Below are 25,342 nucleotides of genomic sequence, written 5' to 3'. Positions count from 1 at the left end.
GTCGCCAAGAAGAGATTCAGCCCATGGCCCGCATGCCCACCGCCATCAACCTGCACAAAGCCTCGAAAACCCTCAGCCTTACCTATGCACCCGGTGAGGTCTACACCCTGCCCGCCGAGTTCCTGCGCGTGCACTCCCCCTCCGCCGAGGTCCAGGGCCACGGCAACCCCATTCTGCAATTCGGCAAGCTCAACGTCGGCCTCAGCGGCATCGAGCCAGCCGGCCAATATGCACTGAAACTGACCTTCGACGACGGCCATGACAGCGGCCTGTTCACCTGGGAATACCTGGAACAGCTGTGCCTGCGCCAAAACGAGCTGTGGGCCGAATACCTCGACGAGCTGCACAAGGCCGGCAAATCCCGCGACCCGGCGGAGTCGGTCGTCAAATTCATGCTCTAGCGCAAGGGCTGCAAGGTTTAGAGCGCATTTTCTAGTTTCATCTGTTTGAATGATTGGCAGACGGCCCAGTGACGGGCTGTCTTGCGCATTACATGAAAGTCGGGTAACCAATGTGAGTGGCAAGTTCCCTGCATCACGCTGCAGGTATTCAGAACCCCGCAGCACCGCTGTTCCTTATCACTGGTCACCCGAGTAGCAGTACCGGGCTCAGGGCTGTGCCCCCGTCACAGCAACCGGTACTCGTCTCAGGACAACGGAGCGTCGTAGATGAGTAACAAGAACAACGATGAGCTGCAGCGGCAGGCCTCGGAAAACACCCTGGGGCTGAACCCGATCATCGGCATTCGCCGCAAAGACCTGCTGAGTTCGGCACGCACCGTATTGCGTCAGGCCGTGCGCCAACCGCTGCACAGCGCAAAGCACGTGGCCCATTTTGGCCTGGAACTGAAAAACGTCCTGCTGGGCAAGTCCAGCCTGGCCCCGGAAAGCGACGACCGACGCTTCAACGACCCGGCCTGGAGCAGCAACCCGCTGTACCGCCGCTACCTGCAGACGTATCTGGCCTGGCGCAACGAACTGCAGGACTGGATCGGCAGCAGTGACCTGTCACCTCAGGACATCAGCCGCGGCCAGTTCGTCATCAACCTGATGACCGAAGCCATGGCGCCGACCAACACCTTGTCCAACCCGGCTGCGGTCAAGCGCTTCTTCGAGACCGGTGGCAAGAGCCTGCTCGACGGCCTGTCCAACCTGGCCAAGGACATGGTCAACAACGGCGGCATGCCTAGCCAGGTGAACATGGACGCCTTCGAGGTGGGCAAGAACCTGGGCACCAGCGAAGGTGCGGTGGTGTACCGCAATGATGTGCTGGAACTGATCCAGTACAGCCCAATCACCGAGCAGGTGCACGCCCGGCCACTGCTGGTGGTGCCGCCGCAGATCAACAAGTTCTACGTATTCGACCTGAGCCCGGAAAAGAGCCTGGCACGTTTTTGCCTGCGCTCGCAGCAGCAAACCTTCATCATCAGCTGGCGCAACCCGACCAAGGCCCAGCGTGAATGGGGCTTGTCCACCTACATCGACGCCCTCAAGGAAGCCGTCGACGCCGTATTGGCGATTACCGGCAGCAAGGACCTGAACATGCTCGGTGCCTGCTCTGGCGGCATCACCTGCACTGCACTGGTAGGGCACTACGCAGCCCTCGGCGAGCACAAGGTCAATGCCCTGACCCTGCTGGTCAGCGTGCTGGATACCACGATGGATACCCAGGTGGCGCTGTTCGTCGACGAGCAGACCCTGGAAGCCGCCAAGCGCCACTCCTACCAGGCCGGTGTGCTGGAAGGCAGCGAGATGGCCAAGGTATTCGCCTGGATGCGCCCCAACGACCTGATCTGGAATTACTGGGTGAACAACTACCTGCTCGGCAACGAGCCGCCGGTGTTCGACATCCTGTTCTGGAACAACGACACCACGCGCCTGCCCGCCGCCTTCCATGGCGACCTGATCGAAATGTTCAAGACCAACCCGCTGACACGCCCCAACGCCCTGGAAGTGTGCGGCACACCCATCGACCTGAAAAACGTGCAGTGCGACATTTTCAGCGTGGCGGGCACCGCTGACCACATTACCCCGTGGCAGTCGTGCTACCGCTCGGCCCACCTGTTCGGGGGCAAGATCGAGTTCGTGCTGTCCAACAGCGGGCATATCCAGAGCATCCTCAACCCGCCGGGCAACCCCAAGGCACGCTTCATGACCGGTGACGACCGCCCGGGTGATCCGCTGGCCTGGCAGGAAAATGCCACCAAGCATGCCGACTCCTGGTGGCTGCACTGGCAAGGCTGGCTGGCCGAGCGCGCAGGCGAACTGAAAAAAGCGCCGACCCGCCTGGGCAACCGTGCCTATGCTGCGGGCGAGGCTGCCCCAGGCACCTACGTTCACGAGCGTTGAGTGGCAGCGCCGTGGCGGCCCGCAGGGTGCCACGGTGTTCATTTCACCCAAGAGTCACGCGCATGACGCAACCGTATATCTTCCGGACCGTCGAGCTGGACAACCAGTCCATCCGCACCGCCGTCCGCCCCGGCAAGCCACACTTGACGCCGCTGCTGATCTTCAATGGCATCGGCGCCAACCTGGAGCTGGTATTCCCCTTCATCGAGGCACTGGACCCGGACCTGGAAGTGATCGCTTTCGACGTACCCGGTGTCGGCGGCTCGTCCACGCCGCGCCACCCGTATCGCTTCCCTGGGCTGGCGAAGCTGACGGCACGAATGCTCGACTACCTCGATTACGGCCAGGTCAATGTGATTGGCGTGTCCTGGGGCGGCGCCCTGGCCCAACAGTTCGCCCACGACTACCCCGAACGCTGCAGGAAGCTGATACTCGCCGCCACTGCAGCCGGTGCCGTGATGGTACCCGGCAAGCCCAAGGTGCTGTGGATGATGGCCAGCCCCAGGCGCTATGTGCAACCGTCGCATGTCTTGCGCATTGCTCCACTGATCTACGGCGGCGGTTTTCGCCGGGACCCGGAGCTGGCCATGCACCACGCAGCCAAGGTGCGCTCCGGCGGCAAGGTGGGCTACTACTGGCAGCTGTTCGCCGGCCTGGGCTGGACCAGCATTCACTGGTTGCACAAGATCCAGCAGCCGACCCTGGTGCTGGCTGGCGACGATGACCCGCTCATCCCGCTGGTCAACATGCGCCTGCTAGCCTGGCGGATTCCCAATGCCCAGCTACATATTATCGACGACGGCCATTTGTTCCTGATCACTCGCGCCGAGGCTGTCGCGCCAATCATCATGAAGTTCCTGCAGCAAGAACGTCAGCGCGCCGTGATGCACCCGCGCCCGGCCTCGGGAGGGTAACCGCCAGTACCGCGAAAGGGGCTATAACGCGCAATGGGTCAGACAAGGGAGTGTTGCCATGACAGACAAACCGGCCAAAGGATCGCAAACGCTCCCTGCCACCAAAATGACCGTGCAGCACGCCATGCTCGGCCTGCGCGGCCGCGACCTGCTGGCCACGCTACGCACGGTCGGCCGCCACGGGCTGCGCCACCCGTTGCATACCGCCCATCACCTGCTGGCCCTTGGCGGGCAACTGGGGCGGGTGATGCTGGGCGATTCACCGCTTCAGCCCAGCCCGCGTGACAACCGGTTCAGCGACCCTACGTGGAGCCTGAACCCGTTCTACCGCCGAGGCCTGCAAGCCTACCTGGCCTGGCAGCAGCAGACCCGCCAGTGGATCGACGAAAGCCAGCTGCATGACGATGACCGGGCCCGCGCGCACGTTCTGTTCAACCTGCTCAACGATGCGCTGGCCCCCAGCAACTCGCTGCTCAACCCGCTGGCCGTGAAAGAGCTGTTCAACACCGGTGGCCAGAGCCTGGTGCGCGGCCTGGCCCAGTTGCTCGAAGACCTGCGCCACAACGATGGGCTGCCGCGCCAGGTCGATGAGCGGGCCTTCGAAGTGGGTCGCAACCTGGCCGCCACCCCTGGGGCGGTGGTGTTTCGCAACGAACTGCTGGAGCTGATCCAGTACCGGCCGATGAGTGAAAAACAGCACAGCCGCCCGCTGTTGGTGGTGCCGCCGCAGATCAACAAGTTCTATATCTTCGACCTGAGCACGAACAACAGCTTCGTCCAGTACATGCTCAAGAACAACTTGCAGGTATTCATGGTCAGCTGGCGCAACCCGGACCCGCGTCACCGTGAATGGGGCTTGTCCAGCTACGTGCAGGCGCTGGAAGAAGCCCTGGATGCCTGCCGCCGCATCAGCGGCAACCGTGACCCCAACCTCATGGGCGCTTGCGCTGGCGGCCTGACCATGGCGGCCTTGCAAGGCCACCTGCAAGCCAGGAACCAGTTGCGCCGGGTGCGCAGTGCCACCTACCTGGTCAGCCTGCTGGACAGTAAGTTCGACAGCCCGGCCAGCCTGTTCGCCGACGAGCAGACCCTTCAGGCAGCCAAGCGCCGCTCCTACCAGCGCGGCGTGCTGGATGGCGCCGAAGTGGCGCGGATCTTTGCCTGGATGCGGCCCAACGACCTGATCTGGAACTACTGGGTCAACAACTACCTGCTCGGCAAGACGCCGCCTGCGTTCGACATTCTCTACTGGAACGCCGACAGCACGCGCCTGCCTGCCGCATTACATGGCGACCTGCTGGATTTCTTCAAGCTCAACCCGTTGACCAACCCGGCCGGGCTGGAGGTCTGCGGTACACCAATCGACCTGCAACAGGTCAGCGTGGACAGTTTTACCGTTGCCGGCAGCAACGACCACATCACCCCTTGGGACGCGGTGTACCGGTCGGCCCTGCTGCTGGGGGGGGATCGGCGCTTCGTGCTGGCCAACAGCGGGCATATCCAGAGCATCATCAACCCGCCAGGCAACCCCAAGGCCTATTACCTGGCCAACCCCAGGCTGAGCAGTGACCCACGCGCATGGTTCCACGAAGCTACGCGCAGCGAGGGTAGCTGGTGGCCGTTGTGGCTGGAGTGGATCACCCAGCGCTCCGGGCCGCTCAAGGCGCCACGCAACGACCTGGGCAACGCCACCCACCCGCCGCTGGCCCCTGCGCCCGGCACCTACGTGCTGAGCCGATGAGCAGACCGACTGGATGAAAACCCGCGACCGTATCCTTGAGTGCGCCCTGCAGCTGTTCAACCAGCAGGGCGAGCCGAACGTATCGACCCTGGAGATTGCCAACGAGCTGGGTATCAGCCCGGGCAACCTCTACTACCACTTCCACGGCAAGGAGCCCCTGGTGCTGGGGTTGTTCGAGCGTTTCGAGGAAGCGCTGATGCCGCTGCTGGACCCGCCGCTGGAAGTGCGCCTGGATGCCGAGGACTACTGGCTGTTCCTGCACCTGATCGTCGAGCACATGGCGCAGTACCGGTTTCTGTTCCAGGACCTGTCGAACCTGACCGGGCGCCTGCCCAAGCTGGCCCGCGGCATGCGCAGCCTGATCAACGCCTTGAAGCGCACGCTGGCGGCACTGCTGGCCAGCCTCAAGGGCCAAGGCCTGGTACAGAGTGACACCCAGGCCTTGGGGCAACTGGTGGAACAGATCACCCTGACGCTGCTGTTCTCGCTGGATTACCAACGGGTGCTGGGGCGCGAAGGGGATGTGGGGATCGTGGTGTACCAGGTGATGATGCTGGTGGCGCCGCACCTGCAGGCTCAGGCGCGGGGGGCTGCGGAGCAGTTGGCGATGAAGTATCTGGAGGACTAGGCCTGCAGGGGCTGTGCTGCCGCCGCCAACGCATTCGCGGGTGAACCCGCGCCTACAGGGTCGTGCTGTACCTGTAGGGGCGGGGCCACCCGCGAAGAGGGCGATGCGGTATCAGATCAGGGTACCGGTCCCGTTGGCTGCCGACGGCGTGCTGCTGGCCGGGGCTGCAGCCGGGGCCGGGGCATCGGTCGCGGCAGGTGCAGCGCTGGCCGCCGGCTTGGCCGGTGCTTTCTTCGCTGCAGGCTTCTTGGCTGCTGCCGGTTTGGCTGCTGCCGACTTTGCCGCAGGCTTGGCGGCAGATTTCGCTGCTGCCGCCTTGCTTGCAGGTTTGGCAGCCGCAGGCTTGGTCGCAGGTTTTGCCGCGGCCGCCTTGGCTGCAGGTTTCGCCGTAGCGGTTTTGGCTGCAGGTTTAGCCGCTGCCGCCTTGGCCAGTGGTTTGGCTGCCGGCTTGGCCGCTGCCCCACGCGAGGAAACCGGCGCCACCGAGGCACCGGTCAGCTTCTCGATCTGCTTGGTCAGGCTGTCTACCTGCTGGTGCAGGGCCTTGATTTCGTTGCGGCTCGGCACACCCAGGCGCGAGATGGCGCTGTTCAGGCGTTTATCGAAAGCCTCTTCGAGTTCGCTCCACTTGCCCAGTGCCCGGTCCTTCACGCCAGACACCCGCGAAGTGGTCGAGGACTTGGCGCTTTCGGCCACATCTTCGGCGCTCTTCTTGGCCTGCTTTTCAGCCTTCTCGCCATCTTTCACCAGCGAGTCGAAAAGCTTGGGGCCGTCCTGGTCGATCTTCGAATAGATACCCAGCCCCGCCAGCCAGATCTTGCGGGAGTACTTTTCGATCCCGCCGACCCAGGAGCTGCCTGCTTTGTTGGTGTTCTTCTTGCCAGCCATCCTGCTCTCCTTATGGTTTGTGCGCGACGCGCTCAAGCAGCTCGTGCAGCTGTTCAAGCTTGATCGACAGCGCCTCAACGTCATGTTTAGACGGTATGCCAAGGCGATTCAAGGCGCGCCCTACCCGTGCGTCGAAAGCTTTTTCGATCTTGTCGAGTTGAATTTCTACCTTGCCACGTACGCGGCTCACTTCCTGGGCGGCGTCATCGATCTGGTGGTTGGCGGCGTCCAGCTCTTTATCGATGCGCTTCCTGCCACGCTTTTCAACGCCTTCGCCAGCCTTGACCAACGCGTGGAAATAGTCGGCGCCTTCGTGGCCAACACGCGCATAGGCGCCAATGCCCGCCAGCCAGATCTTGCGTGCGTAACCCCGCACCTCACCCAGCGTGCCCGGTGCGTCGCTCTTTTTCTTCACATTCACTTTGGCCATGCTCTGTACCTCATGCTCATGAGTGGAGGAGGAACCGCCCATGGAGGTTGGGCTTGAGCATAAGGTAGAGGCAGGAATTAGAATCTTCACCCTAAGATCGGCGCACTGCTTTATCTACCACAGGCGCTGCAGCCCGCTGCTCCAGCATTCGGCTCCATTCAACCGGAGCCTCCTGCCATGCCATCGTCATCGCCCCTCTCGTTCAGGCAGCTTGTAGCCACCCAGTTCGCCAATCGCCCGCGCTTGCGCGAAGTCATCGCCCGCGCAGGCTTCGAGGTCATCGCGGCACGCTACCCGTGGACGCGCAGCCAGCACCCACACCTGCAATCGATCCAGGGCTTCAGCATCCTGCGCGGAGTGAATGGGCAACCGCCGACAGCGTCAGGCCAGCTGGTCGATACCCTGCTGACGCATTTTTTCACTGGCCAGCCCATGGCGCTCCAGCCGACCGACCAGCTGAGCATGGACCCACCTGCTGTCTTTCGCCCGCAAGACAGCGACCCTGCCATCGACCTGCGCATGGAAGACCTGAACACCGACTTCGACAACATGCTTTCTACCCTCAGCGAGACATTCCAGCGGGCGCAGGTCAGCTTCTGGAATGGCTGCGAGAAAGACTCGGACGTGACCCGCCTGCAATGGCTGCAGCAACTGCTCAAGGCCGCCCTGCTCGGTACGCTTGAGCGCCAGGGCCTGGACCATGACCAGAAAGCCCTGCTGTACGCGCTGTTGGCCCAGAGCCACGCTGCGGCACAGGTGCAAGCGTTGCAGGTTTTCCTGGCCCGCCCGGGGGACACCCTGCAATGGGTGCTGCCGGACCTGCTGGTCACGGGCAGGCAAGGTGCCCGTGAGCTCATTCTGTGGTGCCAGCCTTCAGGCACCGTGCGTAGCTTCGATGATCTGGCTGCTTTTTCCCTGGCCCTGCGCGAAGCGCTCTACGAGCAGCATGCGTTCGACTCGATGTCCTGGGCCTGCACGCCCTTGCGCGAGGACCCGTTTGCCTACCAGGCCCGGCAGCTTCTCAATGGCCTGCTGCAAAGAATCGATCGGCTGCAGCTTCGCCCAGGCGACAAGGCTAGCGACCTGGATGAGCGCTTCTACACCCTCAGCGACCCTTCATGGGTGTTCCCGGCAAGTTTTGTGCTTCAGCCATCGACCCCGGCCATAGGGTTTCCGGACTGGCTCGGCAACGCCAGCCTGACTGATCGTTTCGAGTACCACACGGCGTTACTGGCGCTGTCGGCCAGGCAGATGCTGGCCCAGGGTGGTTCATCCCTGGACGGCATCGAGGACCTGCAGCAGTACGCGGTTCGCCGCTTGCGGGAACACATGCGCAATGACCACCCTGCGCAGGCCCCGTATGACCCTGATCAGCTGCTGATCAGCCTTGCCCAGGTGGTGCAGGTTTCCTCCACCGGGCCGGCACGGCTCGAGCACCTGAGAACCATCAGCCTGACAGAACTGGCCATCACCCGCCTGCCGCCAGGCGGCGAGCAGGTCGCAGCGGCGATTCAACGCGCCGACCAGCAGCCACTGGATAGCTGGATGAACCTCGATTACGTGGCCACCCTGGTCGACAGCGTGGATATCGGCGGCCAGTACCCGCAATTCGTTCACGACCAGTTGCAACGTGGCAACGACGCCGACCAACGGCGCCAGCGCTTTGCCGAAGAATGGCGCACAAGCCTGCTGCTGAGCGGCCTGCAGGCCAAGATCATGGCCCAGCTGGACGAGCGCACGTGGCAGGTCATCGCCGATTTTTGCCGGCGGCAACCCCATGCCAGCGGCGCGCTGAAGCTGGCGCCGCTGGCATTCAACAGCGTGCCCGGCGGCCCGAAGAGCAACCCGGTGCATGGCATGTTCGTCATCGAAGTACCCACCACCGGGGCCTGGCTACTGTACCGGCCGTTGCACACCCGGCAGCCCATCAGGCAGTTCGATAGCCGCCACCAACTGATCACCTGCATCCGCACCGAGCATGCCTTGCAGCAGGACATCCTCATCTGGCTGGATGACGACGCCCGCCCCATTTACGCCAATGGCGGCTTTGTTCACCCCCACCTGCATTCCGGGCTGGCCGAGGTGGCCCATCTGCTGGCGCCCGGGGCTGCCTTGGTGGGGCTTGCCATCGAGCGCCTGAGGGTGCCGGTCAGCCTGGCCTTCAGCCCCTGGGCCGACGACCTGGACAGCCGTCTTTACCAAGCCCGGGCCGAGGTTCTGCTGTTGCTGGCCTCGCGGCAGAGCGTGTCCAACCAACAGCTGCGCTGGGCGCTGGTCGAGCAGTTCGCCTGGGTGGCGTTCAATACGGTCACGCCGCTGCTGCGCGGCCCGGCAGGCATGCTGGCCTGGCTGGTGACGGCACTGCTCGGCATCAGGCGTGACCTGACCGTGCTGACCGAAGGCAGCGACCAGGAAAAGTGGCTCGCTGGCGCAGATATTCTGCTGAACCTGGCCATGCTGCTGGCCCACGGCCCCGCGGTTGCCCGCACACCGCCCGAACCCGCGTACCATGCCCCGCCGCGTCGGGCGCCGGCCGCGCTGGCCGAGCCGTTACCGGAACAGCAAACCTGGACAGCCTTCGCCGAGCCAGCCCAGCCGACAGCGCTGAATGTCAGCCAATGGGGCCATGACCAACGGCTCGGCAACCTGCCGCGCGACGCCCGCGCCGCCCTCGAACGCCTGCGCGCCCCGGTCAGCCTGAGTGGGCTGCAGCCGTTGGCCAGCGGGCGCATGCGCGGTTTGTACGCACTGGATGGGCGCTACTACGTGCAGTTGCAGCACGTGCCTTACGAAGTGGTCGAGAGCTGGAGCGGCATGCGCATCATGGGGCCGCCGCTGAGCCAGAGCGAATGGTCGCAGTCATGGGGGGCGGAGCCTGACGGCTACTACCTCCCCAGCCGCGAACGCAGCCGTGGCCCTTGGCTGAAACGCTGGAACGGTGAATGGATGCTGGACCTGCACCTTGCCGGAGGCATGCCGAAAAGCGCCCGAGCGCTGATCGACGAAAAAACCCAGGCATTCAACACCCTGCTGGCGACCCGTGTGGCCAATGATCAAAAGCTCAACAACACGGAAACCTTCGTCGGTGTCTACCTGAAGCGGGTGGAACCCTACGACCAGGCACTCGAGGCATTCCTGAAATCGCTCGATGAGCACCCCGGCGCTTCGCTCGACAATTTGCCGGAACACCTGCAGGAAAGCCTGCGCGCGCTGCAGGCGCTTCGCCAGGAGACGCGCGCCAACCTCGATGTGTTGGCACTCACCTATGAGAAACAGGCCACGCTGATCAGGGAGCAGATACAACTCTACACCCGCATGGGCGAACCGAAATACCTCAGGTTCGACCCGCAAGCCACCGCTTCATTTGCCCGTGGGCAATGGTGGGAGCAGTTGCTGCAAACTGACCTGCAGCAGTTCCGCCGCCTGCTCGACATGAATGACTACGAGGTGCTCAAGAGCCAGTCCCGTCGCCTGGTGCAACTGCCGTTCGGCCAGGAGCAGGCAGAGCTGTACCTGGACTACAGCAAGAACATCGAAGCCGCACTGGCTGTGCACAGGCGCATCCTCAGCGTCAGCCAACGCCTGGACCAGAATCTCGCCGAGGCCTTGCAAGATGGGCAGATCCAGTTCCCCGGCAAACGCAAGAAGCTCGATGGCCTCATCAGCACCCGGCAGTATTCGACCCTCATTACCCGCGCCCAGATCATCAGTGACCTGCATCAACTCATCGTCCGCAGAGACCGGCTCAGCGCAGACGATTTCGAAAGTACCCTGCTCGCCCAGCAAACCCTGCGCAGCAAGCATTTCCACGAGGCACTGCTGAGCCACGACAGCCTGGCTGCCGCCGGCCTGACGCCCGAACAGCAAAAGGCGCCCCTGGAGAGCGCCGTGCGCGAGTACAAGCTGGCCCTGAGCAATGCCCAATACCTGCTTTCACGCAACATGCCTGCGGTGGACAGCAGCCAACTCGAGGCCTACATCGCCGAGCTCAATGCACTGATAAGCCTGGGCGAGGATGACATGGCCAACCTGGCGGCCGCGACCGATCGCCAGGATGCAGTACCCGAGCAACCGCTGACCCACCGGGTGCGGGCCGTCCGACGCAAGGTGATCCGCACGGCGCGAGGCAGGTCGCTGGTGGTGGAGGAAACCGAGGAGGCCGGCGAAACCGTGCAGATCGACCCGATGACCCAGCAAACCGTTGCACGCTACCAGCAGCAAGGCGATCACTGGGACACCATTGCCCCCGCTCCGCCTGCGCCTGACTACGCGCGCCTGCGGCGTATCGGCAATGATCTGCTGAGCCAGCAGGCGGCAAGGCTCAACCACGCCGCGCGCCACCTGGATGGGCCCAACAGCCTGGCCGACCTGCTGGATTTCTACTTGCAGGACCTGGCAGAAATCGCCGGCAACCTGCGCAGCGGCCCCGACCGGGAGCAACCCCTGGCCAGCAGGATCGAACAGGCCATCACCGAAGTGCGCGCTGAAAAGCAGCGCCTCTTGACCTGCGCCTACCTCGGCACCCGCTACCCGGACAGCAAAGCCCTGCGCTTTCTGGTAGAGGCCCACGAGGTCGAAATCGCCCCGAACAGGGCGCGCAAACAGCTCAAGGCCAATGACTTTCTGGATGTGTACGACATCTATCGCCGGCAACCCAGGCAGAAGCTCTGGGAAGCGCACTTCCACTACACCACCGCCAACGCCAATGCCCGGCGCTTTGCCAAAGGCCATTTGAAGTTCCCGGAGGCCATGGGCCGCGACGAACGCTTGCAACGGGCACAGGCTTCGGCGGAGCGTTGCCAGGTGTACCGGGGTGACCTGCGCCTGGACCAGATCGAGGACCTGATCCCGTTTCCCGCCAGCTGAAAACAGCGGGCGTCAGGCCAGTGCCTTGTCCAGCGCCCGCTCGATCTCGCCCTTGATGGTGCCGGCCATCATCGACAGCATCATGCCCAGCTTCAGCTCCACGCGGATGCTGTCTTCGCCGATCTGCACGCTACCCTTGGCGCCGCTGCGCGCGACATCGACCCGGTCACCGTTCCAGGTGGCCTTGAGGTCGTACTCGCGGCTGAGCTTGTCGACCAGCGCCTGGGCCTTGGCACGGGCGGCGTCACGGCCGAGGGAGTGGTTGCGTTCGACGCTGATCTGGGTCATGCGGGTGTTCCTGAAGATGTAGACATAATCGGCATTATGCCCGCCCCCGGCCACTGGCACACCCCGCCAAGACAAATCCGCCCGTTCGCCCTAGAATGGCGGTAATTTTTTTCGGTGAAGCGATATGAACGACCAGCGCAAAGGCGACCACGCCGAACCCACCACCCATTTCGGCTACCAGGACGTACCTGAAAGTCAGAAGGCCAAGAAAGTTGCCGAGGTATTCCATTCGGTAGCCGCCAAGTACGACCTGATGAACGACGTGCTCTCCGGCGGCATGCACCGCCTGTGGAAGCGCTTCACCATTGAGCTCTCGGGTGTGCGCAGCGGCAACCGCGTACTGGACATCGCCGGGGGTACCGGCGACCTTGCCGCCAAGTTCTCGCGCCTGGTCGGCCCGACCGGGCAAGTGGTACTGGCCGACATCAACGACTCGATGCTCAAGGTTGGCCGTGACCGCCTGCTGGACCGCGGCGTGGCCGGCAACATCGAATTCGTGCAGGCCGACGCGGAAAAGCTGCCGTTCCCGGACAACCATTTCGATTGCGTGACCATTGCCTTCGGCCTGCGCAACGTCACCCACAAGGATGCCGCCATCCGCTCGATGCTGCGTGTACTCAAGCCCGGCGGCCGCTTGCTGATCCTGGAGTTCTCCAAACCGACCAACAAGCTCATGTCCAAGGCCTACGATGCCTACTCGTTCGCCTTCATGCCACTGGCCGGCAAGCTGATCACCAACGACTCCGAAAGCTACCGTTACCTCGCCGAGTCGATCCGCATGCACCCCGACCAGGAAACCCTCAAGAGCATGATGGTCGAGGCCGGCTTTGATCGCGTCACCTACCACAACATGACCAGCGGCATTGTTGCCGTGCACCGGGGAATCAAGCCCTGATGCTGCTGGCCGGGCTGCTTGCCAGTGTCGAACAGGGCCTGAACCGCGTCCTGCGCATGGACAGCACGGCCCCGCCGCGGCTGGGCGCGCTGGCGGGTAAGGTCATCGAGATAGACTGCCGCCAACCGGCCTTGCAGGTGTTCATCCTGCCCGATGAAGAGGGCCTGATGCTCGCCGCCCACTGGCAAGGCGAGGTCGACTGCAGCCTGCGCGCCCCGGCCGGCAGCCTGGTGCAACTGGCCGTGGCCAAGGACAAGACTGGCGTGTTGCACAGCCCGCAGGTCGAACTGCACGGCGACAGCGCCGCGCTGCTCGACCTGTTCGGTGTGCTGCAGGACCTGGAACTGGACTGGGAGCACGAGTTGCAACGCTGGCTCGGCCCGGTGGCCACGGCCCTGCTGGCCGGCCATATCCGCCTGCGCGCACGCTGGACCCGCCAGGGCCTGGCGCGCTTCAGCCAGCATTTGTCCGAATACCTGGCCGAAGAGTCGCGCACGCTGGTCGGCAAGCGCGAAGCCGAAGCTGCCTTCAGCGAACTCGATGCCCTGAAACTCGACACCGAACGCCTTGAGGCGCGCCTCAAGCGCCTTTCCCGATCCCTTGATTCCAGCGATAACGCATGAAGCTGCTCGCCGTCCGCCGCCTTTTCCGCATTCAGCGTGTGGTCATCCGCTACCGCCTGGATGACCTGTTGTTCGATCAACCCCTGCTGCCGTGGTGGCTGGCCAGCCTGCGCCTGCTGATGCCGTGGCGCTGGCTGCCGCGCAAGCCGTCCGAGCTCAACCGTGGCGCACGTCTGCGCCTGGCGCTGCAGGACCTGGGGCCGATCTTCATCAAGTTCGGCCAGTTGCTGTCCACCCGCCGCGACCTGCTGCCCCCCGACATCGCCGACGAGCTGATGCTGCTGCAGGACCGCGTCCCCCCGTTCGACCCGAAACACGCCGTGGCGTTGATCGAGGCGCAACTGGGCGCCAAGGTGGGCGAGCTGTTCAGCCGCTTCGACGTCGAGCCACTGGCCTCGGCCTCGGTCGCCCAAGTGCATGCCGCGCGCCTGAAAACGGGCGAAGAGGTCGTGGTCAAGGTGGTACGCCCCGGCCTCAAGCCAGTCATCGCCCAGGACTTGGCCTGGCTGTTCCTGATTGCCAAGGCCGCCGAGCGCGCCTCTGCCGATGCCCGCCGCCTGCACCCGGTCGACATCGTCGGCGATTACGAAAAAACCATCTACGACGAGCTCGACCTACTGCGCGAAGCGGCAAATGCCAGCCAGCTGCGGCGTAACTTCGAAGGCTCCGAGCTGATGTACGTGCCCCAGGTGTACTGGGACCTGTGCCGGCCCAAGGTATTGGTCATGGAGCGCATCTATGGCGTGCCCGTGACCGACATGGCTACCCTAGCCGACCAGCGCACCGACATGAAGCTGCTGGCCGAACGGGGTGTGGAGGTGTTCTTCACCCAGGTGTTCCGCGACAGTTTCTTCCATGCCGACATGCACCCGGGCAACATCTTCGTCAGCACGGTCAAACCGTGGAGCCCGCAGTACATCGCCATCGACTGCGGGATCGTCGGCAGCCTCACCGCCGAAGACCAGGACTACCTGGCGCGCAACCTGTTTGCCTTCTTCAAGCGCGACTACCGGCGTGTGGCCGAGTTGCACATCGATTCGGGCTGGGTCCCGGCACACACCAAGGTCAACGAATTCGAAGCCGCGATCCGCACCGTGTGCGAACCGATCTTCGAAAAACCGTTAAAGGATATTTCCTTCGGCCAGGTGCTGATGCGCCTGTTCCAGACCGCACGGCGCTTCAACATGGAAGTGCAGCCGCAGTTGGTGCTGCTGCAAAAAACCCTGCTCAACATCGAAGGCCTGGGCCGCCAGCTGTACCCCGACCTGGACCTGTGGAGCACCGCCAAGCCCTACCTGGAGCGCTGGATGCGCGAGCGCTACAGCCCCAAGGCCATGTTCGGCAACCTGCACAGCCAGGTCGAGCAGTTGCCGCACCTGGCCGGTATGACCCGCGACCTGCTCGAACGCCTGTCGCAACCGCATCTGCATGACCCGCAACTGCCAGAGCGCCGCAAGGGCGACCGCTGGGCGCTGCGCCTGCTCGGGGCCGGCCTGCTGGGTGGGGGCGCGGTACTGGCCGCGGGTGCTGCCGAGGCCTCCAGCCTGGCCGCGCCTGCAGCCTGGCCCGCCTGGCTGATGCTGGCCGCCGGCCTTTACCTGATTGTGCGCCAATAGCCAGCCGCGCCTGTGGCTGGCACACTAGCGCAAATGGCCCGGTACAGGAGCGGGCTCGCTTTGGAGTCGACGATGAAAGACTGGCTGGACGAGATCAAGTGGAACAGCGATGGCCTGGTGCCGGCGATCGCCCAGGACCACAAGACCGGACGGGTGCTGATGATGGCCTGGATGAACCGCGAATCGCTGGCCCTCACGGCCGCCGAGCAACGCGCCATCTACTGGTCGCGTTCGCGTGGCAAGCTGTGGCGCAAGGGCGAAGAGTCCGGGCATGTGCAGAAGCTGCATGAACTGCGCCTGGACTGCGACGCCGACGTCATCATCCTGATGGTCGAGCAACTGGGCCATATCGCCTGCCATACCGGCCGTGAAAGCTGTTTCTATCGCGTCTACGAAGGCGGCCAGTGGAAAATCGTCGACCCGGTCCTCAAGGACCCGGATGCCATCTACAGCGCAGGACACTGACATGAGCGACACCCTCAACCGCCTGGCCGCCGTGCTTGAAGAACGCAAGCAAGCGGCGCCCGACAGCTCCTATGTAGCCAGCCTGTACCACAAGGGCCTGAACAAGATCCTTGAAAAGCTCGGCGAAGAGTCGGTCGAAACCATCATCGCCGCCAAGGACGCCGCGCACAGCAAGGATTACAGCGATGTCATCTACGAAACCGCCGACCTGTGGTTTCATAGCCTGGTGATGCTCAGCGCGCTGGGCCAGCATCCGCAAGCGGTGCTGGACGAACTGGAGCGCCGCTTCGGGCTGTCCGGGCATGATGAGAAGGCTGCACGCACGCCTTCTGCCTGATGCATTTGCGGGGGCGCTGGGCGCCCCTGAAGCTTCACTGACATTTTTCAGGAGTACGAAATGGGTATCTTTGACTGGAAACACTGGATCGTCCTGCTGGTGGTCGTGGTGCTGGTATTCGGCACCAAGAAGCTGAAGAACTTCGGCAGTGACCTGGGCGAGTCGATCAAGGGCTTCCGCAAGGCCATGAACGATGAAGAGCACAAGCCGGCCGAGCAAACCCCACCGCCTGCCCAGCCTGTGCCGCCGGTGCAGAACACCGCCCAGCCGCAGCCAGGCCACACCATCGAGGGCCAGGCACAGCCGGTCCAAGAGCCACAGCGGAAAGACTGACCCATGTTCGGCATCAGTTTCAGCGAGCTGCTGCTCGTCGGCCTGGTCGCCCTGTTGGTGCTCGGCCCCGAGCGCCTGCCAGGCGCCGCCCGCACCGCAGGTTTGTGGATCGGGCGGCTCAAGCGCAGCTTCAACAGCATCAAGATGGAAGTGGAGCGTGAGATCGGCGCCGACGACATCCGCCGCCAGCTGCACAACGAGCACATTCTGCAGATGGAAGAGGAAGCCAAGCGCATCCTCAACCCGCTGACGCCACCGGCACAGCCGCCCGTGACCACCGCCACCGTGCAGCCCCCCGCCGGGGTCGCTGCCAGGCCAGCGGAAACGCCGGCCGCCCCGGGCACAACCACTGAACCGCCTCAACCGCCGCGAGCCCCATGAGCGAGAATCCGGAACACGACCAGCCAATGCCGCTGGTTTCGCACCTGACCGAACTGCGCACCCGTCTGCTGCGCTGCGTTGCGGTCATTTTCCTGATCTTTGCCGGGCTGTTCTCCTTCGCCCAGCAGATCTACACCCTGGTCTCCGCTCCCCTGCGTGATCACTTGCCGGCCAACGCAACGATGATCGCCACCGACGTGGCCTCACCGTTCCTCACGCCGTTCAAGCTGACCATGATCGTGTCGCTGTTCCTGGCCATCCCCTTCATCCTCCAGCAGATCTGGGGCTTCATCGCGCCGGGGCTGTACCGCCACGAGAAGCGCATCGCGATCCCGCTGCTGGTGTCGAGCATCCTGCTGTTCTATGCCGGTATGGCGTTCGCCTATTTCCTGGTGTTCCCGCTGATGTTCAAGTTCTTCGCGGCAGCCACCCCGGCAGGCGTGGCCATGATGACCGACATCGCCAACTACCTCGATTTCGTGATGACCTTGTTCTTCGCCTTTGGCGTGGCCTTCGAGATCCCGGTGGCGGTGGTGCTGCTGGTGTGGATCGGCGTGGTCGACGTGAAGTACCTGAAGAAGGTCCGCCCCTACGTGATCATCGGCTGCTTCGTGGTCGGCATGATCCTCACGCCACCGGACATCTTCTCGCAGACCCTGCTGGCCGTGCCTATGTGGTTGCTGTTCGAAGTCGGCGTGCTGTGCGGCAGCCTGGTGCGCAAGCGCAGTGCCCACGACGAAACTGCCGACGATTCCAACGACCAGCCACCAGCGACTCAACCGTGAACCTGCTGCTGCTTGAACAGGCCGACTTCGTTTCGGCCGACCGCGTGGTGCTGGCTGATCGGCGCTTCACCCACATGCAGGAAATACACCGCGTGGCGGTAGGCGACCAGCTGCGCGTGGGCCGCGTCAACGGCTTGATGGGCAAGGCCACGGTGCTGCGCCTGGCACCGCACCAGGCCGAGCTGGAGGTGGCCTTCGACCAGCAACCGCCGGCCAAACTGCCGCTGACCCTGGTGCTGGCTGTACCCCGCCCGAAGATGCTGCGCCGGCTGTTTCAGACCGTGGCTACCCTGGGTGTACCGCGGCTGATCCTGCTGAACAGCTACAAGGTCGAGAAAAGCTTCTGGCAAACGCCGTTCCTGCAGCCGGAAAGCATTCGGGACAACCTTATCCTGGGCCTGGAACAGGCACGCGACACGGTACTGCCCGAGGTGATCATCGAGAAGCGCTTCAAGCCGTTCGTCGAAGACCGCCTGCCCGCGATCGCTGCTGGTACCCTGGGACTGGTCGGTCACCCCGGCCCGTACCCTGCCTGCCCGCGCGCCGTGGACCAACCCGTGACCCTGGCCATCGGCCCTGAAGGTGGCTGGATTCCTTATGAAATCGACCTGCTGGGCAAGGCAGGCCTGGCGCCCGTGCAGCTGGGTGAGCGCATTCTGCGCGTGGAGACGGCCGTCACTGCGCTACTTTCGCGCATTTTCTGACGCAAACGCCACGTAATCGCCCATCAAGTTTCCTCTTCCCGCGCCGATGGCCTTGGCAACACAACAAAGTTTCGTGCTGCCAAGCCGACCGGGAGTCTACATGTATCAATGGTTAGCCCAATCGCTGGGCAATATGAGCGTGAACCGCAAACTGGGAATGGGTTTCGGCCTGGTCCTGCTATTGACTCTGGCCATCACCCTGACTGGCTGGCTCGGCATGGACAGCATCATCGGCCGTGGCGACAAGCTGGGGAACATCTCGGTCATTCAGCAGCACACTCAGGAACTGCGTATCGCCCGCCAACGGTATCAACGTGAGCGTGACGATGCCTCGGTCGCAGAGCTGGAAAAAGCCCTGGCTACGCTGGATCGCCAGGTGCAAGTGATGCTCGGGCAGATCGAGCAGCCCGCCGACCACCAGCGCCTGGAGCAGCAGCGCGAGGCCGTGCGCGGCTATCAGCAGGCTTTCAGCGAGCTGAAGCAGGCCGGCCAACGCCGCGAGGCAAGCCGCGCAGTGCTCGGCGACAGCGCCGACAAGGCCGTCGAACTGCTGAACCGGGTGCAACAGCGCCTGCGCCAGGGCGGCGACATAAGCCAATACCAGTCCGCCGTGGAAGTCAGCGCCCTGCTGCAGCAAGCCCGCTTCCAGGTCCGCGGTTATACCTACAGCGGCAATGCCGAGTACCAGCAAACCGCTTTGAAAGCCATCGACCAGGCCTTGCTCGAACTGCGTGCCCTGCCGGCCAAGGTGCCGGCCGACTACGCCGCCAGTCTGGACGATGCAACCACCGCCATGGGCGGGTACCGGGATGCGGTCAGCCAGTTCGGCGCTGCCCAGACGGCCAGCGATCAAGCCTTGCAACGCATGGTCGAGTTCGGCGCAGCGCTGCTGCAGACCAGCGAGGCGATGACCACCTCCCAGACCGCCGTACGGGATACCGCTGCCGCCCAGGCCAAGACCCTGCTGCTGATCGCCACGGTGCTGGCGCTGGCCCTTGGCCTGCTGGCAGCCTGGGCGATCACCCGGCAGATCATCGTGCCCCTGCGCCAGACCCTGAGCGCCGCCGAGCGAGTAGCCAGCGGCGACCTCAGCCACAACCTGCCGGTTGACCGCCGTGACGAGCTGGGCCAGCTGCAAGCCAGCATGCAGCGCATGACCCAAGGCTTGCGCGAACTGATCGGTGGCATCGGCGATGGGGTAACGCAGATCGCCAGCGCGGCCGAGCAACTGTCAGCGGTGACCGAGCAGACCAGCGCCGGGGTCAACAACCAGAAGGTCGAGACCGATCAGGTGGCGACTGCCATGAACCAGATGACCGCGACCGTGCACGACGTGGCACGCAACGCCGAGCAAGCCTCGGAAGCGGCCTTGATGGCCGACCAGCAGGCCCGTGAAGGTGACCGGGTGGTGGGCGAAGCGGTGGCGCAGATCGAGCGCCTGGCCGGCGAAGTGATCAACTCCAGCGAAGCGATGAACCAGCTCAAGGCCGAAAGCGACAAGATCGGCAGCGTGCTCGACGTGATCAAGTCGGTGGCTCAACAGACCAACTTGCTGGCGCTCAACGCAGCGATCGAGGCTGCCCGTGCAGGCGAAGCCGGGCGCGGCTTTGCCGTGGTGGCCGACGAGGTGCGCAGCCTGGCACAGCGCACCCAGCAGTCGACCGAAGAAATCGAAGAACTGATTGCCGGCTTGCAAAGCGGAACCCAGCGGGTGGCCAGCGTGATGGACAGCAGCCGCCAACTGACTGACAGCAGCGTCGAGCTGACCCGCCGCGCCGGCAGCTCGCTGGAAACCATCACCCGTACCGTGTCGTCGATCCAGGCGATGAACCAGCAGATCGCCACCGCGGCAGAAGAGCAAACGGCCGTAGCCGAAGAGATCAACCGCAGCGTGATGAATGTGCGGGACATTTCCGACCAGACCTCGGCGGCCAGTGAGGAGACGGCCAGCTCCAGCGTGGAGCTGGCGCGGCTGGGTACCCATTTGCAGGGGTTGGTGGGGCGCTTCAGGCTTTGATCGGGTGTGCCTGGCCTCTTCGCGGCAGTTCAGCGCGTAGAGGTCAGGCACAGGCGGCGCATTTCCTACTAGCTGCAGCGAAATTTCCTACCTGATTATCAGGTCAAGTCCTACAGCTCCGCTGCCGATGGGCAAAGGTGTCATGCCGGCAATACGCCTGCATGCCCTCCCCCTTTCGCACGGAGACTCACCATGCTCGGCTACCTCAACCGCAAGCTCGGCAACATCAGCGTGGCTGCCAAGCTGGCCCTCGGCTTCGCTGTGGTCCTGCTGCTTACCCTGGCCACCACCATCAGCGGCTGGCGTGCGTTGGACGACGCCATCGTCCGCTCGCAACAGCTCAGCGAAATCGGCCGGATCAACGACCTGACCAAAGACCTGCGCGCAGAGCGCATCACCTTCCGCGTGCTCAACGACGACGCCAGCAAGGCCACTATCGGTAACATCCTCGACCAGCTCAACAGCATGCTCAGCACCCTGCAGCAGCGCAGCAACGTCGATGAGTCGCGCCAGATGCTGACCGATAAGCTGACCCTACTGCAGCGCCTGCGCGATGACTTCACCGAGTTGCAGCGCACCGTGGCCAACCGAGTGGCCTTGCGCCAGGCGATGCAGGAGCAGGAGCAGAAGCTCAACGATGCCATCGACGAGCTGCAGACCCAGGCTTTGCTGAACATGCCGGCCCACAGCCAGCAAAATGGTGCCCTGGCGCAAATGGACACCCTCAGCCGGCAAGTCGACGGTGCCAACCAGCAAAGCCTGGTACCCGCCTACACGTTCGTCCCGGTCGAGGACTTTGCCAAAGTCGGCGACAGCGCCCTGGACGCAGCACAGGCCAGCCTGGAGCAACTGCTCAAAGGCCTGGCGCCGCTTGGCCTGCCACGCGCTGTCAGCGAGCTGCCCGGTGTCGAGCTGGCCAAATACCGCGCCAGCCTGGACCAATACCGGCGCGCTGCGGTGCGGGTCGAGCAATTGCAGAACAACATGGAGCGAATGGGCAACGAGTTGCGCGCGCTCAGCCTCGAACTGGGTAAACGCAAGGTCGAGCAACGTGACCGCGAAGCACTGGCTGCCCGCTCGCTGCTGACCAGCGTTGCGTTGCTGGCACTGGTAGCGGGGGCCCTGGCTGCCTGGCTGATCACCCTGCAAATTACCCAGCCCTTGCGCCAGACCCTGGCGGTGGCGGCGCGCATTGCTAAGGGCGACCTGAGCCAGGTCGACACCGTGCAGCGCCGTGACGAAATGGGCCAGTTGCAGACCAGCATGCGTGAGATGACCTTGAGCCTGCGCGAACTGATCGGGGGCATCGACCAGGGCGTCGGCCAGCTGTCGCAGGCGGCCTCGCAGCTGGCGACCAGCAGCGAAGACACCAAACTGCGCATCAACCAGCAGCGCGAGGAAACCGACCAAGTTGCCACCGCCATGAACCAGATGAGCGCCACGGTTCAGGAAGTGGCGCAAAACGCCGAGCAGGCCTCGCAAGCCGCTACCAGCGCCGACCAGCAGGCCCAGGTGGGCGACCAAGTGGTGGCCGAAGCCATCGGCCGCATCGAGCAACTGGCCGGGCAGATGGACCATTGCCTGGCGGCCATGCATCACCTGGCGGGCGAAAGCCAGCGGATTGGCAGCATTCTCGATGTCATCAAGTCGGTATCCGAGCAGACCAACCTGCTGGCCCTGAACGCCGCCATCGAAGCGGCGCGGGCCGGTGAAGCCGGGCGCGGTTTTGCCGTGGTGGCCGACGAGGTACGCGGCCTGGCCCAGCGCACCTCCACGGCAACCGAAGAGATCGGCCAGTTGATCGACAGCCTTCACAGCGGCACCGACGAGGTGACCCGCTTGCTGGACAACAGCAAGCAGCTGACCGAGCAAAGTGTGGAGCTGAGCCGCAGGGCCGGCGATGCCTTGGGCCAGATCACCAACACGGTGTCGAACATCCAGGGCATGAACCAGCAGATCGCCACGGCCAGCGAAGAGCAGAGCGTGGTGGCCGAGCAGATCAACCGGAGCGTGCTGAATGTGCGGGATGTGTCGGACCAGACCAGTGCGGCCAGTGAGCAGACCGCGGTGTCGAGTGGCGAGCTGGAACAGCTGGGGCAGCAGCTGCGGGGGATGGTCGGGCGGTTCAACATCTGAGGACCGCGACGCAGACATCGCAGTGGATGGCACCGGCATTGCCGGTGTTCGCGGCTCAAGCCGCTCCTACACCGACCACGTTGCGTGTAGGAGCGGCTTCAGCCGCGAAGAGGCCGCTGCAGGTTAAAGCACCTGGCGCAGGAAGGCCTGCGCGCGCGGGTCTTTCGGCGCGGCAAAGAACGCGGCCGGGGCCGAGTCTTCTAGCAATTTGCCGTGGTCGAAGAACAGCACCCGGTCAGCCACTTCGCGGGCAAAGCCCATTTCGTGGGTGACGCAGACCATGGTCATGCCTTCCTGGGCCAGGGTTTTCATCACATCCAGCACTTCGCCGACCATTTCCGGGTCGAGCGCCGAGGTCGGTTCGTCGAACAGCATCACTTTCGGGTCCATCGCCAGCGCACGTGCGATTGCCACCCGCTGCTGCTGGCCACCGGAAAGGCGTGACGGGAATTCGTTGGCCTTCTGCGCAATGCCCACCTTCTCCAGCAAGGCCCGCGCCTTGGCCTCGCGGTCGGCCTTGTTGCGCTTGCGCACCACCTTCTGCGCCAGGCACAGGTTTTCCAGCACGGTCATGTGCGGGAACAGGTTGAAATGCTGGAACACCATGCCGACTTCGCGGCGGTAGGCGTTGATGTCGGTCTTCGGGTTAGCCAGTTGCAGGCCGTCGATGGCGACATGGCCCTGGTCGAAGTGCTCCAGCCCGTTAAGGCAACGCAGGAAGGTGGATTTGCCCGAGCCGGACGGGCCCAGTACTACCACCACTTCGCCCTTGGCCACCTGGGTGGTGACGTTATCCACAGCCCGGACCACGTGGCCGCGGGTGTCGAAGACTTTCAGCAGGTCACGGACTTCAATCACTTTGCGCAAGCCTCCGCTCGAGCCGGCTGGCAATGTGCGACAGCGGCAGGTTGATCAGCAGGTACAGGCCTGCCACGCAGAACCAGATCTCGAAGGTGGAGAACGAGGTGGTAATGGCCTCGCGGCCGCTTTTGGTCAGTTCGGTAATGGCGATCACCGACACCAGCGAGGTGTCCTTGACCAGGCTGATGAACTGGCCGGCCAAGGGCGGCAGTACGCGTTTGAAAGCCTGCGGCAGGATCACGTGGCGCATCGACTGGCCGGCATTAAGGCCCAGCGAGCGTGCAGCTTCGTTCTGGCCTTTGGCGATCGACTGCACCCCGGCCCGCACGATTTCTGCCACATAGGCGCCCGTGAACAACGCCAGCGCAGCCACCCCGGCAAATTCGCGGGACAGGTTGAGCACGGTACCGATGAAGAAGTAGAAGATGAAGATCTGCACCAGCAACGGGGTGCCACGCACCAGTTCGACATACACGGTCGACAGGTCGCGCAGGGTCGGGTTGGTCGACAACCGGCACAGGCCGGCGAACAGGCCGATCACCAGGCCCAAGGCGCCGGACACGACCGAGATCCATAGTGTGGTCCAAAGACCCCAGGCCAGCGGCCCGGCGGCCCAGTGGCGGGTCACACCGATCTGGTCGCCCTCGGCAACATCGTCGCCGCGGCTCAGTTGCAGGCTGTCCGCGTCCACATCCAGCACCTGCTCGGCGCCGCTTTCGTCCTTCAGCGTCACGCGGGCGTTATCGCCGGAAATGACGATTTCCTGCACGGTGCCGTAATCGGCTGCACGCTGGGTTTCCTCGGCCTTGTAGGCGAAGTACTGCGGGACGCGGTTCCAGCGCCACTCGTAGGAAATCATCGAGGTGGCCATGTACAGGCTGAACGCCAGGCCCACCAGGACCAGCGCGGTCAGCCCGTGCCAGGGCCACTGGGCTTTCTTGTGTTTGATCACGTGGGTACTCCAGAAAGCGTCAAGCTGCAAGCTGCAAGCTGCAAGCTGCAAGCACAAGCGGATCGGTGCACGGTCCGCTTGTGCTTGCAACTTGCAACTTGCAGCTTGAAGCTTGTGGCTTGCGGCTTGAAGCCAGCTTTTATTCCATTTCCTTCAGCCAGTCCTTGTTCTTGAACCACTTGTCGTGAATACGATCGTAGGTCCCGTCGTGCTTGATCTGGTGCAGGAAATTGTTGATGAAGTTGATGCTGTCGTAGTCGCCTTTCTTCAGGCCAAAGGCCAGCGGCTCGTAGGTGAAGGGTTCTTCGAGGAACAGCAGCTTGCCGGCACCGGCCTTGTCCACTGCCACCACGTTGTAGGGCGCGTCGTAGACAAAGGCGTCAGCCTTGCCGTTGACCACATCCATCACGGCTTCCTGCTCGTTGTCGTAGCCATGGTACTTGGCTTTGCCGATCAGCTTCTTGGACACCATTTCGCCGGTGGTGCCAAGCTTGGAGGTGAGGCGGTACTTCTCGTTGTTCAGGTCCTTGTACGACTTGATCTCGCCCGCCAGTTCCTTGCGGATCAGCAGGGTCTGGCCAACCACGATGAAGGGTTCGCTGAAGTTCAGGCGCAGGTTGCGTTCCTGGGTAAGGGTCATGCCGCTGCCGATCATGTCGAACTTGCCGGTCAACAGCGCCGGGATGATGCCGTCGTAAGCGGTGGACACCGCCTCGAACTTGACGCCCATCGACTTGGCCATGGCTTTGAGGATATCGACCTCGAAGCCGATGATCTCGCCACGCTTGTTGGTCATCTGGAACGGCATGTAGGTCGGGTCCATGCCCACCCGCAAGGTGCCGCGCTTGACCGCATCATCGATGGCGCCGGCCTGCGCCGCTGTCACGGCGACCAGGGCGGTGACACCGACCAGCAGCCGCGAAAGGTATTTCTTGATCATCACCAAGTCCCCTAGCAAGTAAAGTAGCGAATCTTATTGTGTTGGCACGGCCGTACCGGCCGATGCGGATTATCGGAGAGGGATGCTAACGCATGCCGGCCCGGGGACCTAGCACTGGGGGGGACTTTGTTGGCCAAAATCGGGGTTGGGCCCTTAAAGCTTCGCGGGCGCGCCCGCTCCCTCAGGGAAATGCG

At 63.7% G+C, this 25,342-nt stretch carries 23 protein-coding genes and 1 pseudogene; 18 read left to right on the top strand and 6 right to left on the bottom strand.

Features of this window, described 5'->3' with window-relative positions; genetic code table 11:
* The first annotated feature begins 23 nt into the window (after positions 1 to 23).
* The 5 genes from ACF8SD_RS07780 to ACF8SD_RS07760 all read left to right on the top strand — a co-directional run bounded on the left by ACF8SD_RS07780 (position 24) and on the right by ACF8SD_RS07760 (position 5,631).
* A complete protein-coding gene (locus tag ACF8SD_RS07780) occupies positions 24 to 401 on the top strand; it encodes a gamma-butyrobetaine hydroxylase-like domain-containing protein (protein ID WP_029886361.1) in 378 nt (125 codons plus the stop codon).
* Positions 402 to 668: 267 nt separating this feature from the next.
* Positions 669 to 2,348, top strand: coding sequence for a class II poly(R)-hydroxyalkanoic acid synthase (gene phaC, locus ACF8SD_RS07775; protein WP_173891350.1), 1,680 nt, complete (start codon positions 669 to 671; stop codon positions 2,346 to 2,348).
* Positions 2,349 to 2,410: 62 nt separating this feature from the next.
* Complete coding sequence (gene phaZ, locus ACF8SD_RS07770; RefSeq protein ID WP_173891351.1) at positions 2,411 to 3,262, top strand: poly(3-hydroxyalkanoate) depolymerase; 852 nt, start codon at positions 2,411 to 2,413, stop codon at positions 3,260 to 3,262.
* A 58-nt stretch (positions 3,263 to 3,320) separates the two neighbouring features.
* A complete protein-coding gene (gene phaC, locus ACF8SD_RS07765; RefSeq protein ID WP_392484154.1) occupies positions 3,321 to 5,003 on the top strand; it encodes a class II poly(R)-hydroxyalkanoic acid synthase in 1,683 nt (560 codons plus the stop codon).
* A 13-nt stretch (positions 5,004 to 5,016) separates the two neighbouring features.
* Positions 5,017 to 5,631 (top strand): TetR/AcrR family transcriptional regulator, encoded by a 615-nt coding sequence (locus ACF8SD_RS07760; protein ID WP_029886365.1) that lies wholly within the window; start codon positions 5,017 to 5,019, stop codon positions 5,629 to 5,631.
* Between the two features lie 111 nt (positions 5,632 to 5,742).
* Here the strand turns inward: ACF8SD_RS07760 and ACF8SD_RS07755 are convergent, their stop codons facing one another.
* Complete coding sequence (locus ACF8SD_RS07755) at positions 5,743 to 6,519, bottom strand: phasin family protein (RefSeq protein ID WP_392484153.1); 777 nt, start codon at positions 6,517 to 6,519, stop codon at positions 5,743 to 5,745.
* Between the two features lie 10 nt (positions 6,520 to 6,529).
* Positions 6,530 to 6,949 carry a phasin family protein gene (locus ACF8SD_RS07750; protein ID WP_173891354.1) on the bottom strand — a complete coding sequence of 140 codons (420 nt, stop codon included), beginning with the start codon at positions 6,947 to 6,949 and terminating at the stop codon, positions 6,530 to 6,532.
* Between the two features lie 177 nt (positions 6,950 to 7,126).
* Here ACF8SD_RS07750 and ACF8SD_RS07745 point away from each other — a divergent pair, with 177 nt between their 5' ends.
* Positions 7,127 to 11,815: a hypothetical protein gene (locus ACF8SD_RS07745; protein ID WP_392484152.1), complete on the top strand. Its 4,689-nt coding sequence runs from the start codon at positions 7,127 to 7,129 to the stop codon at positions 11,813 to 11,815.
* A 12-nt stretch (positions 11,816 to 11,827) separates the two neighbouring features.
* Here the strand turns inward: ACF8SD_RS07745 and ACF8SD_RS07740 are convergent, their stop codons facing one another.
* Positions 11,828 to 12,103, bottom strand: a complete 276-nt coding sequence (locus ACF8SD_RS07740; protein WP_173891356.1) for a polyhydroxyalkanoic acid system family protein — start codon at positions 12,101 to 12,103, stop codon at positions 11,828 to 11,830.
* Positions 12,104 to 12,227: 124 nt separating this feature from the next.
* Here ACF8SD_RS07740 and ubiE point away from each other — a divergent pair, with 124 nt between their 5' ends.
* From ubiE to ACF8SD_RS07680, 12 genes and pseudogenes are all read left to right on the top strand, one after another.
* Positions 12,228 to 12,998, top strand: a complete 771-nt coding sequence (gene ubiE / locus ACF8SD_RS07735) for a bifunctional demethylmenaquinone methyltransferase/2-methoxy-6-polyprenyl-1,4-benzoquinol methylase UbiE (RefSeq protein WP_009682367.1) — start codon at positions 12,228 to 12,230, stop codon at positions 12,996 to 12,998.
* On the top strand, positions 12,998 to 13,621 hold the full coding sequence (locus ACF8SD_RS07730; RefSeq protein ID WP_392484151.1) for an SCP2 domain-containing protein: 624 nt from the start codon (positions 12,998 to 13,000) through the stop codon (positions 13,619 to 13,621). Before ubiE ends, ACF8SD_RS07730 begins: the two co-directional genes overlap by 1 nt.
* Positions 13,618 to 15,237: a ubiquinone biosynthesis regulatory protein kinase UbiB gene (gene ubiB, locus ACF8SD_RS07725; protein WP_173891358.1), complete on the top strand. Its 1,620-nt coding sequence runs from the start codon at positions 13,618 to 13,620 to the stop codon at positions 15,235 to 15,237. The genes ACF8SD_RS07730 and ubiB overlap by 4 nt, the downstream gene beginning before the upstream one ends.
* Before the next feature lie 72 nt (positions 15,238 to 15,309).
* The gene (gene hisI / locus ACF8SD_RS07720; RefSeq protein WP_173891359.1) at positions 15,310 to 15,702 is read left to right on the top strand and encodes a phosphoribosyl-AMP cyclohydrolase; all 393 of its coding nucleotides are present in this window, start codon (positions 15,310 to 15,312) and stop codon (positions 15,700 to 15,702) included.
* A gap of 1 nt (position 15,703) precedes the next feature.
* Positions 15,704 to 16,039 (top strand): phosphoribosyl-ATP diphosphatase, encoded by a 336-nt coding sequence (locus ACF8SD_RS07715; protein ID WP_009684306.1) that lies wholly within the window; start codon positions 15,704 to 15,706, stop codon positions 16,037 to 16,039.
* 60 nt (positions 16,040 to 16,099) lie between these two features.
* Entirely contained in the window at positions 16,100 to 16,372 is a 273-nt protein-coding gene (locus tag ACF8SD_RS07710; protein WP_029886370.1) for a twin-arginine translocase TatA/TatE family subunit, read from the top strand.
* Between the two features lie 3 nt (positions 16,373 to 16,375).
* Entirely contained in the window at positions 16,376 to 16,753 is a 378-nt protein-coding gene (gene tatB, locus ACF8SD_RS07705; RefSeq protein WP_173891360.1) for a Sec-independent protein translocase protein TatB, read from the top strand.
* A complete protein-coding gene (gene tatC, locus ACF8SD_RS07700) occupies positions 16,750 to 17,538 on the top strand; it encodes a twin-arginine translocase subunit TatC (protein ID WP_173891361.1) in 789 nt (262 codons plus the stop codon). Before tatB ends, tatC begins: the two co-directional genes overlap by 4 nt.
* Positions 17,535 to 18,242 (top strand): 16S rRNA (uracil(1498)-N(3))-methyltransferase, encoded by a 708-nt coding sequence (locus ACF8SD_RS07695; RefSeq protein WP_009684303.1) that lies wholly within the window; start codon positions 17,535 to 17,537, stop codon positions 18,240 to 18,242. Before tatC ends, ACF8SD_RS07695 begins: the two co-directional genes overlap by 4 nt.
* A gap of 100 nt (positions 18,243 to 18,342) precedes the next feature.
* Positions 18,343 to 20,259, top strand: a complete 1,917-nt coding sequence (locus ACF8SD_RS07690; protein ID WP_173891362.1) for a methyl-accepting chemotaxis protein — start codon at positions 18,343 to 18,345, stop codon at positions 20,257 to 20,259.
* A 192-nt stretch (positions 20,260 to 20,451) separates the two neighbouring features.
* Positions 20,452 to 21,540: pseudogene (locus ACF8SD_RS07685) on the top strand (methyl-accepting chemotaxis protein); the annotation flags it as partial.
* Positions 21,523 to 22,395, top strand: a complete 873-nt coding sequence (locus tag ACF8SD_RS07680; RefSeq protein WP_392484163.1) for a methyl-accepting chemotaxis protein — start codon at positions 21,523 to 21,525, stop codon at positions 22,393 to 22,395. The pseudogene ACF8SD_RS07685 and the gene ACF8SD_RS07680, both read left to right, overlap by 18 nt.
* A gap of 123 nt (positions 22,396 to 22,518) precedes the next feature.
* Here the strand turns inward: ACF8SD_RS07680 and ACF8SD_RS07675 are convergent, their stop codons facing one another.
* From ACF8SD_RS07675 to ACF8SD_RS07665, 3 genes are all read right to left on the bottom strand, one after another.
* Complete coding sequence (locus tag ACF8SD_RS07675) at positions 22,519 to 23,253, bottom strand: amino acid ABC transporter ATP-binding protein (RefSeq protein ID WP_392484162.1); 735 nt, start codon at positions 23,251 to 23,253, stop codon at positions 22,519 to 22,521.
* A complete protein-coding gene (locus ACF8SD_RS07670) occupies positions 23,246 to 24,208 on the bottom strand; it encodes an amino acid ABC transporter permease (protein WP_054905298.1) in 963 nt (320 codons plus the stop codon). The genes ACF8SD_RS07675 and ACF8SD_RS07670 overlap by 8 nt, the downstream gene beginning before the upstream one ends.
* A gap of 139 nt (positions 24,209 to 24,347) precedes the next feature.
* Positions 24,348 to 25,145: a transporter substrate-binding domain-containing protein gene (locus ACF8SD_RS07665; protein WP_033690660.1), complete on the bottom strand. Its 798-nt coding sequence runs from the start codon at positions 25,143 to 25,145 to the stop codon at positions 24,348 to 24,350.
* Between the last annotated feature and the right edge of the window lie 197 nt (positions 25,146 to 25,342).

Source organism: Pseudomonas sp. CJQ_9 (assembly GCF_043106615.1).
Classification (GTDB): Bacteria; Pseudomonadota; Gammaproteobacteria; order Pseudomonadales; family Pseudomonadaceae; genus Aquipseudomonas; species Aquipseudomonas juntendi.
This window is presented reverse-complemented; position numbering and strand designations above follow the sequence as displayed.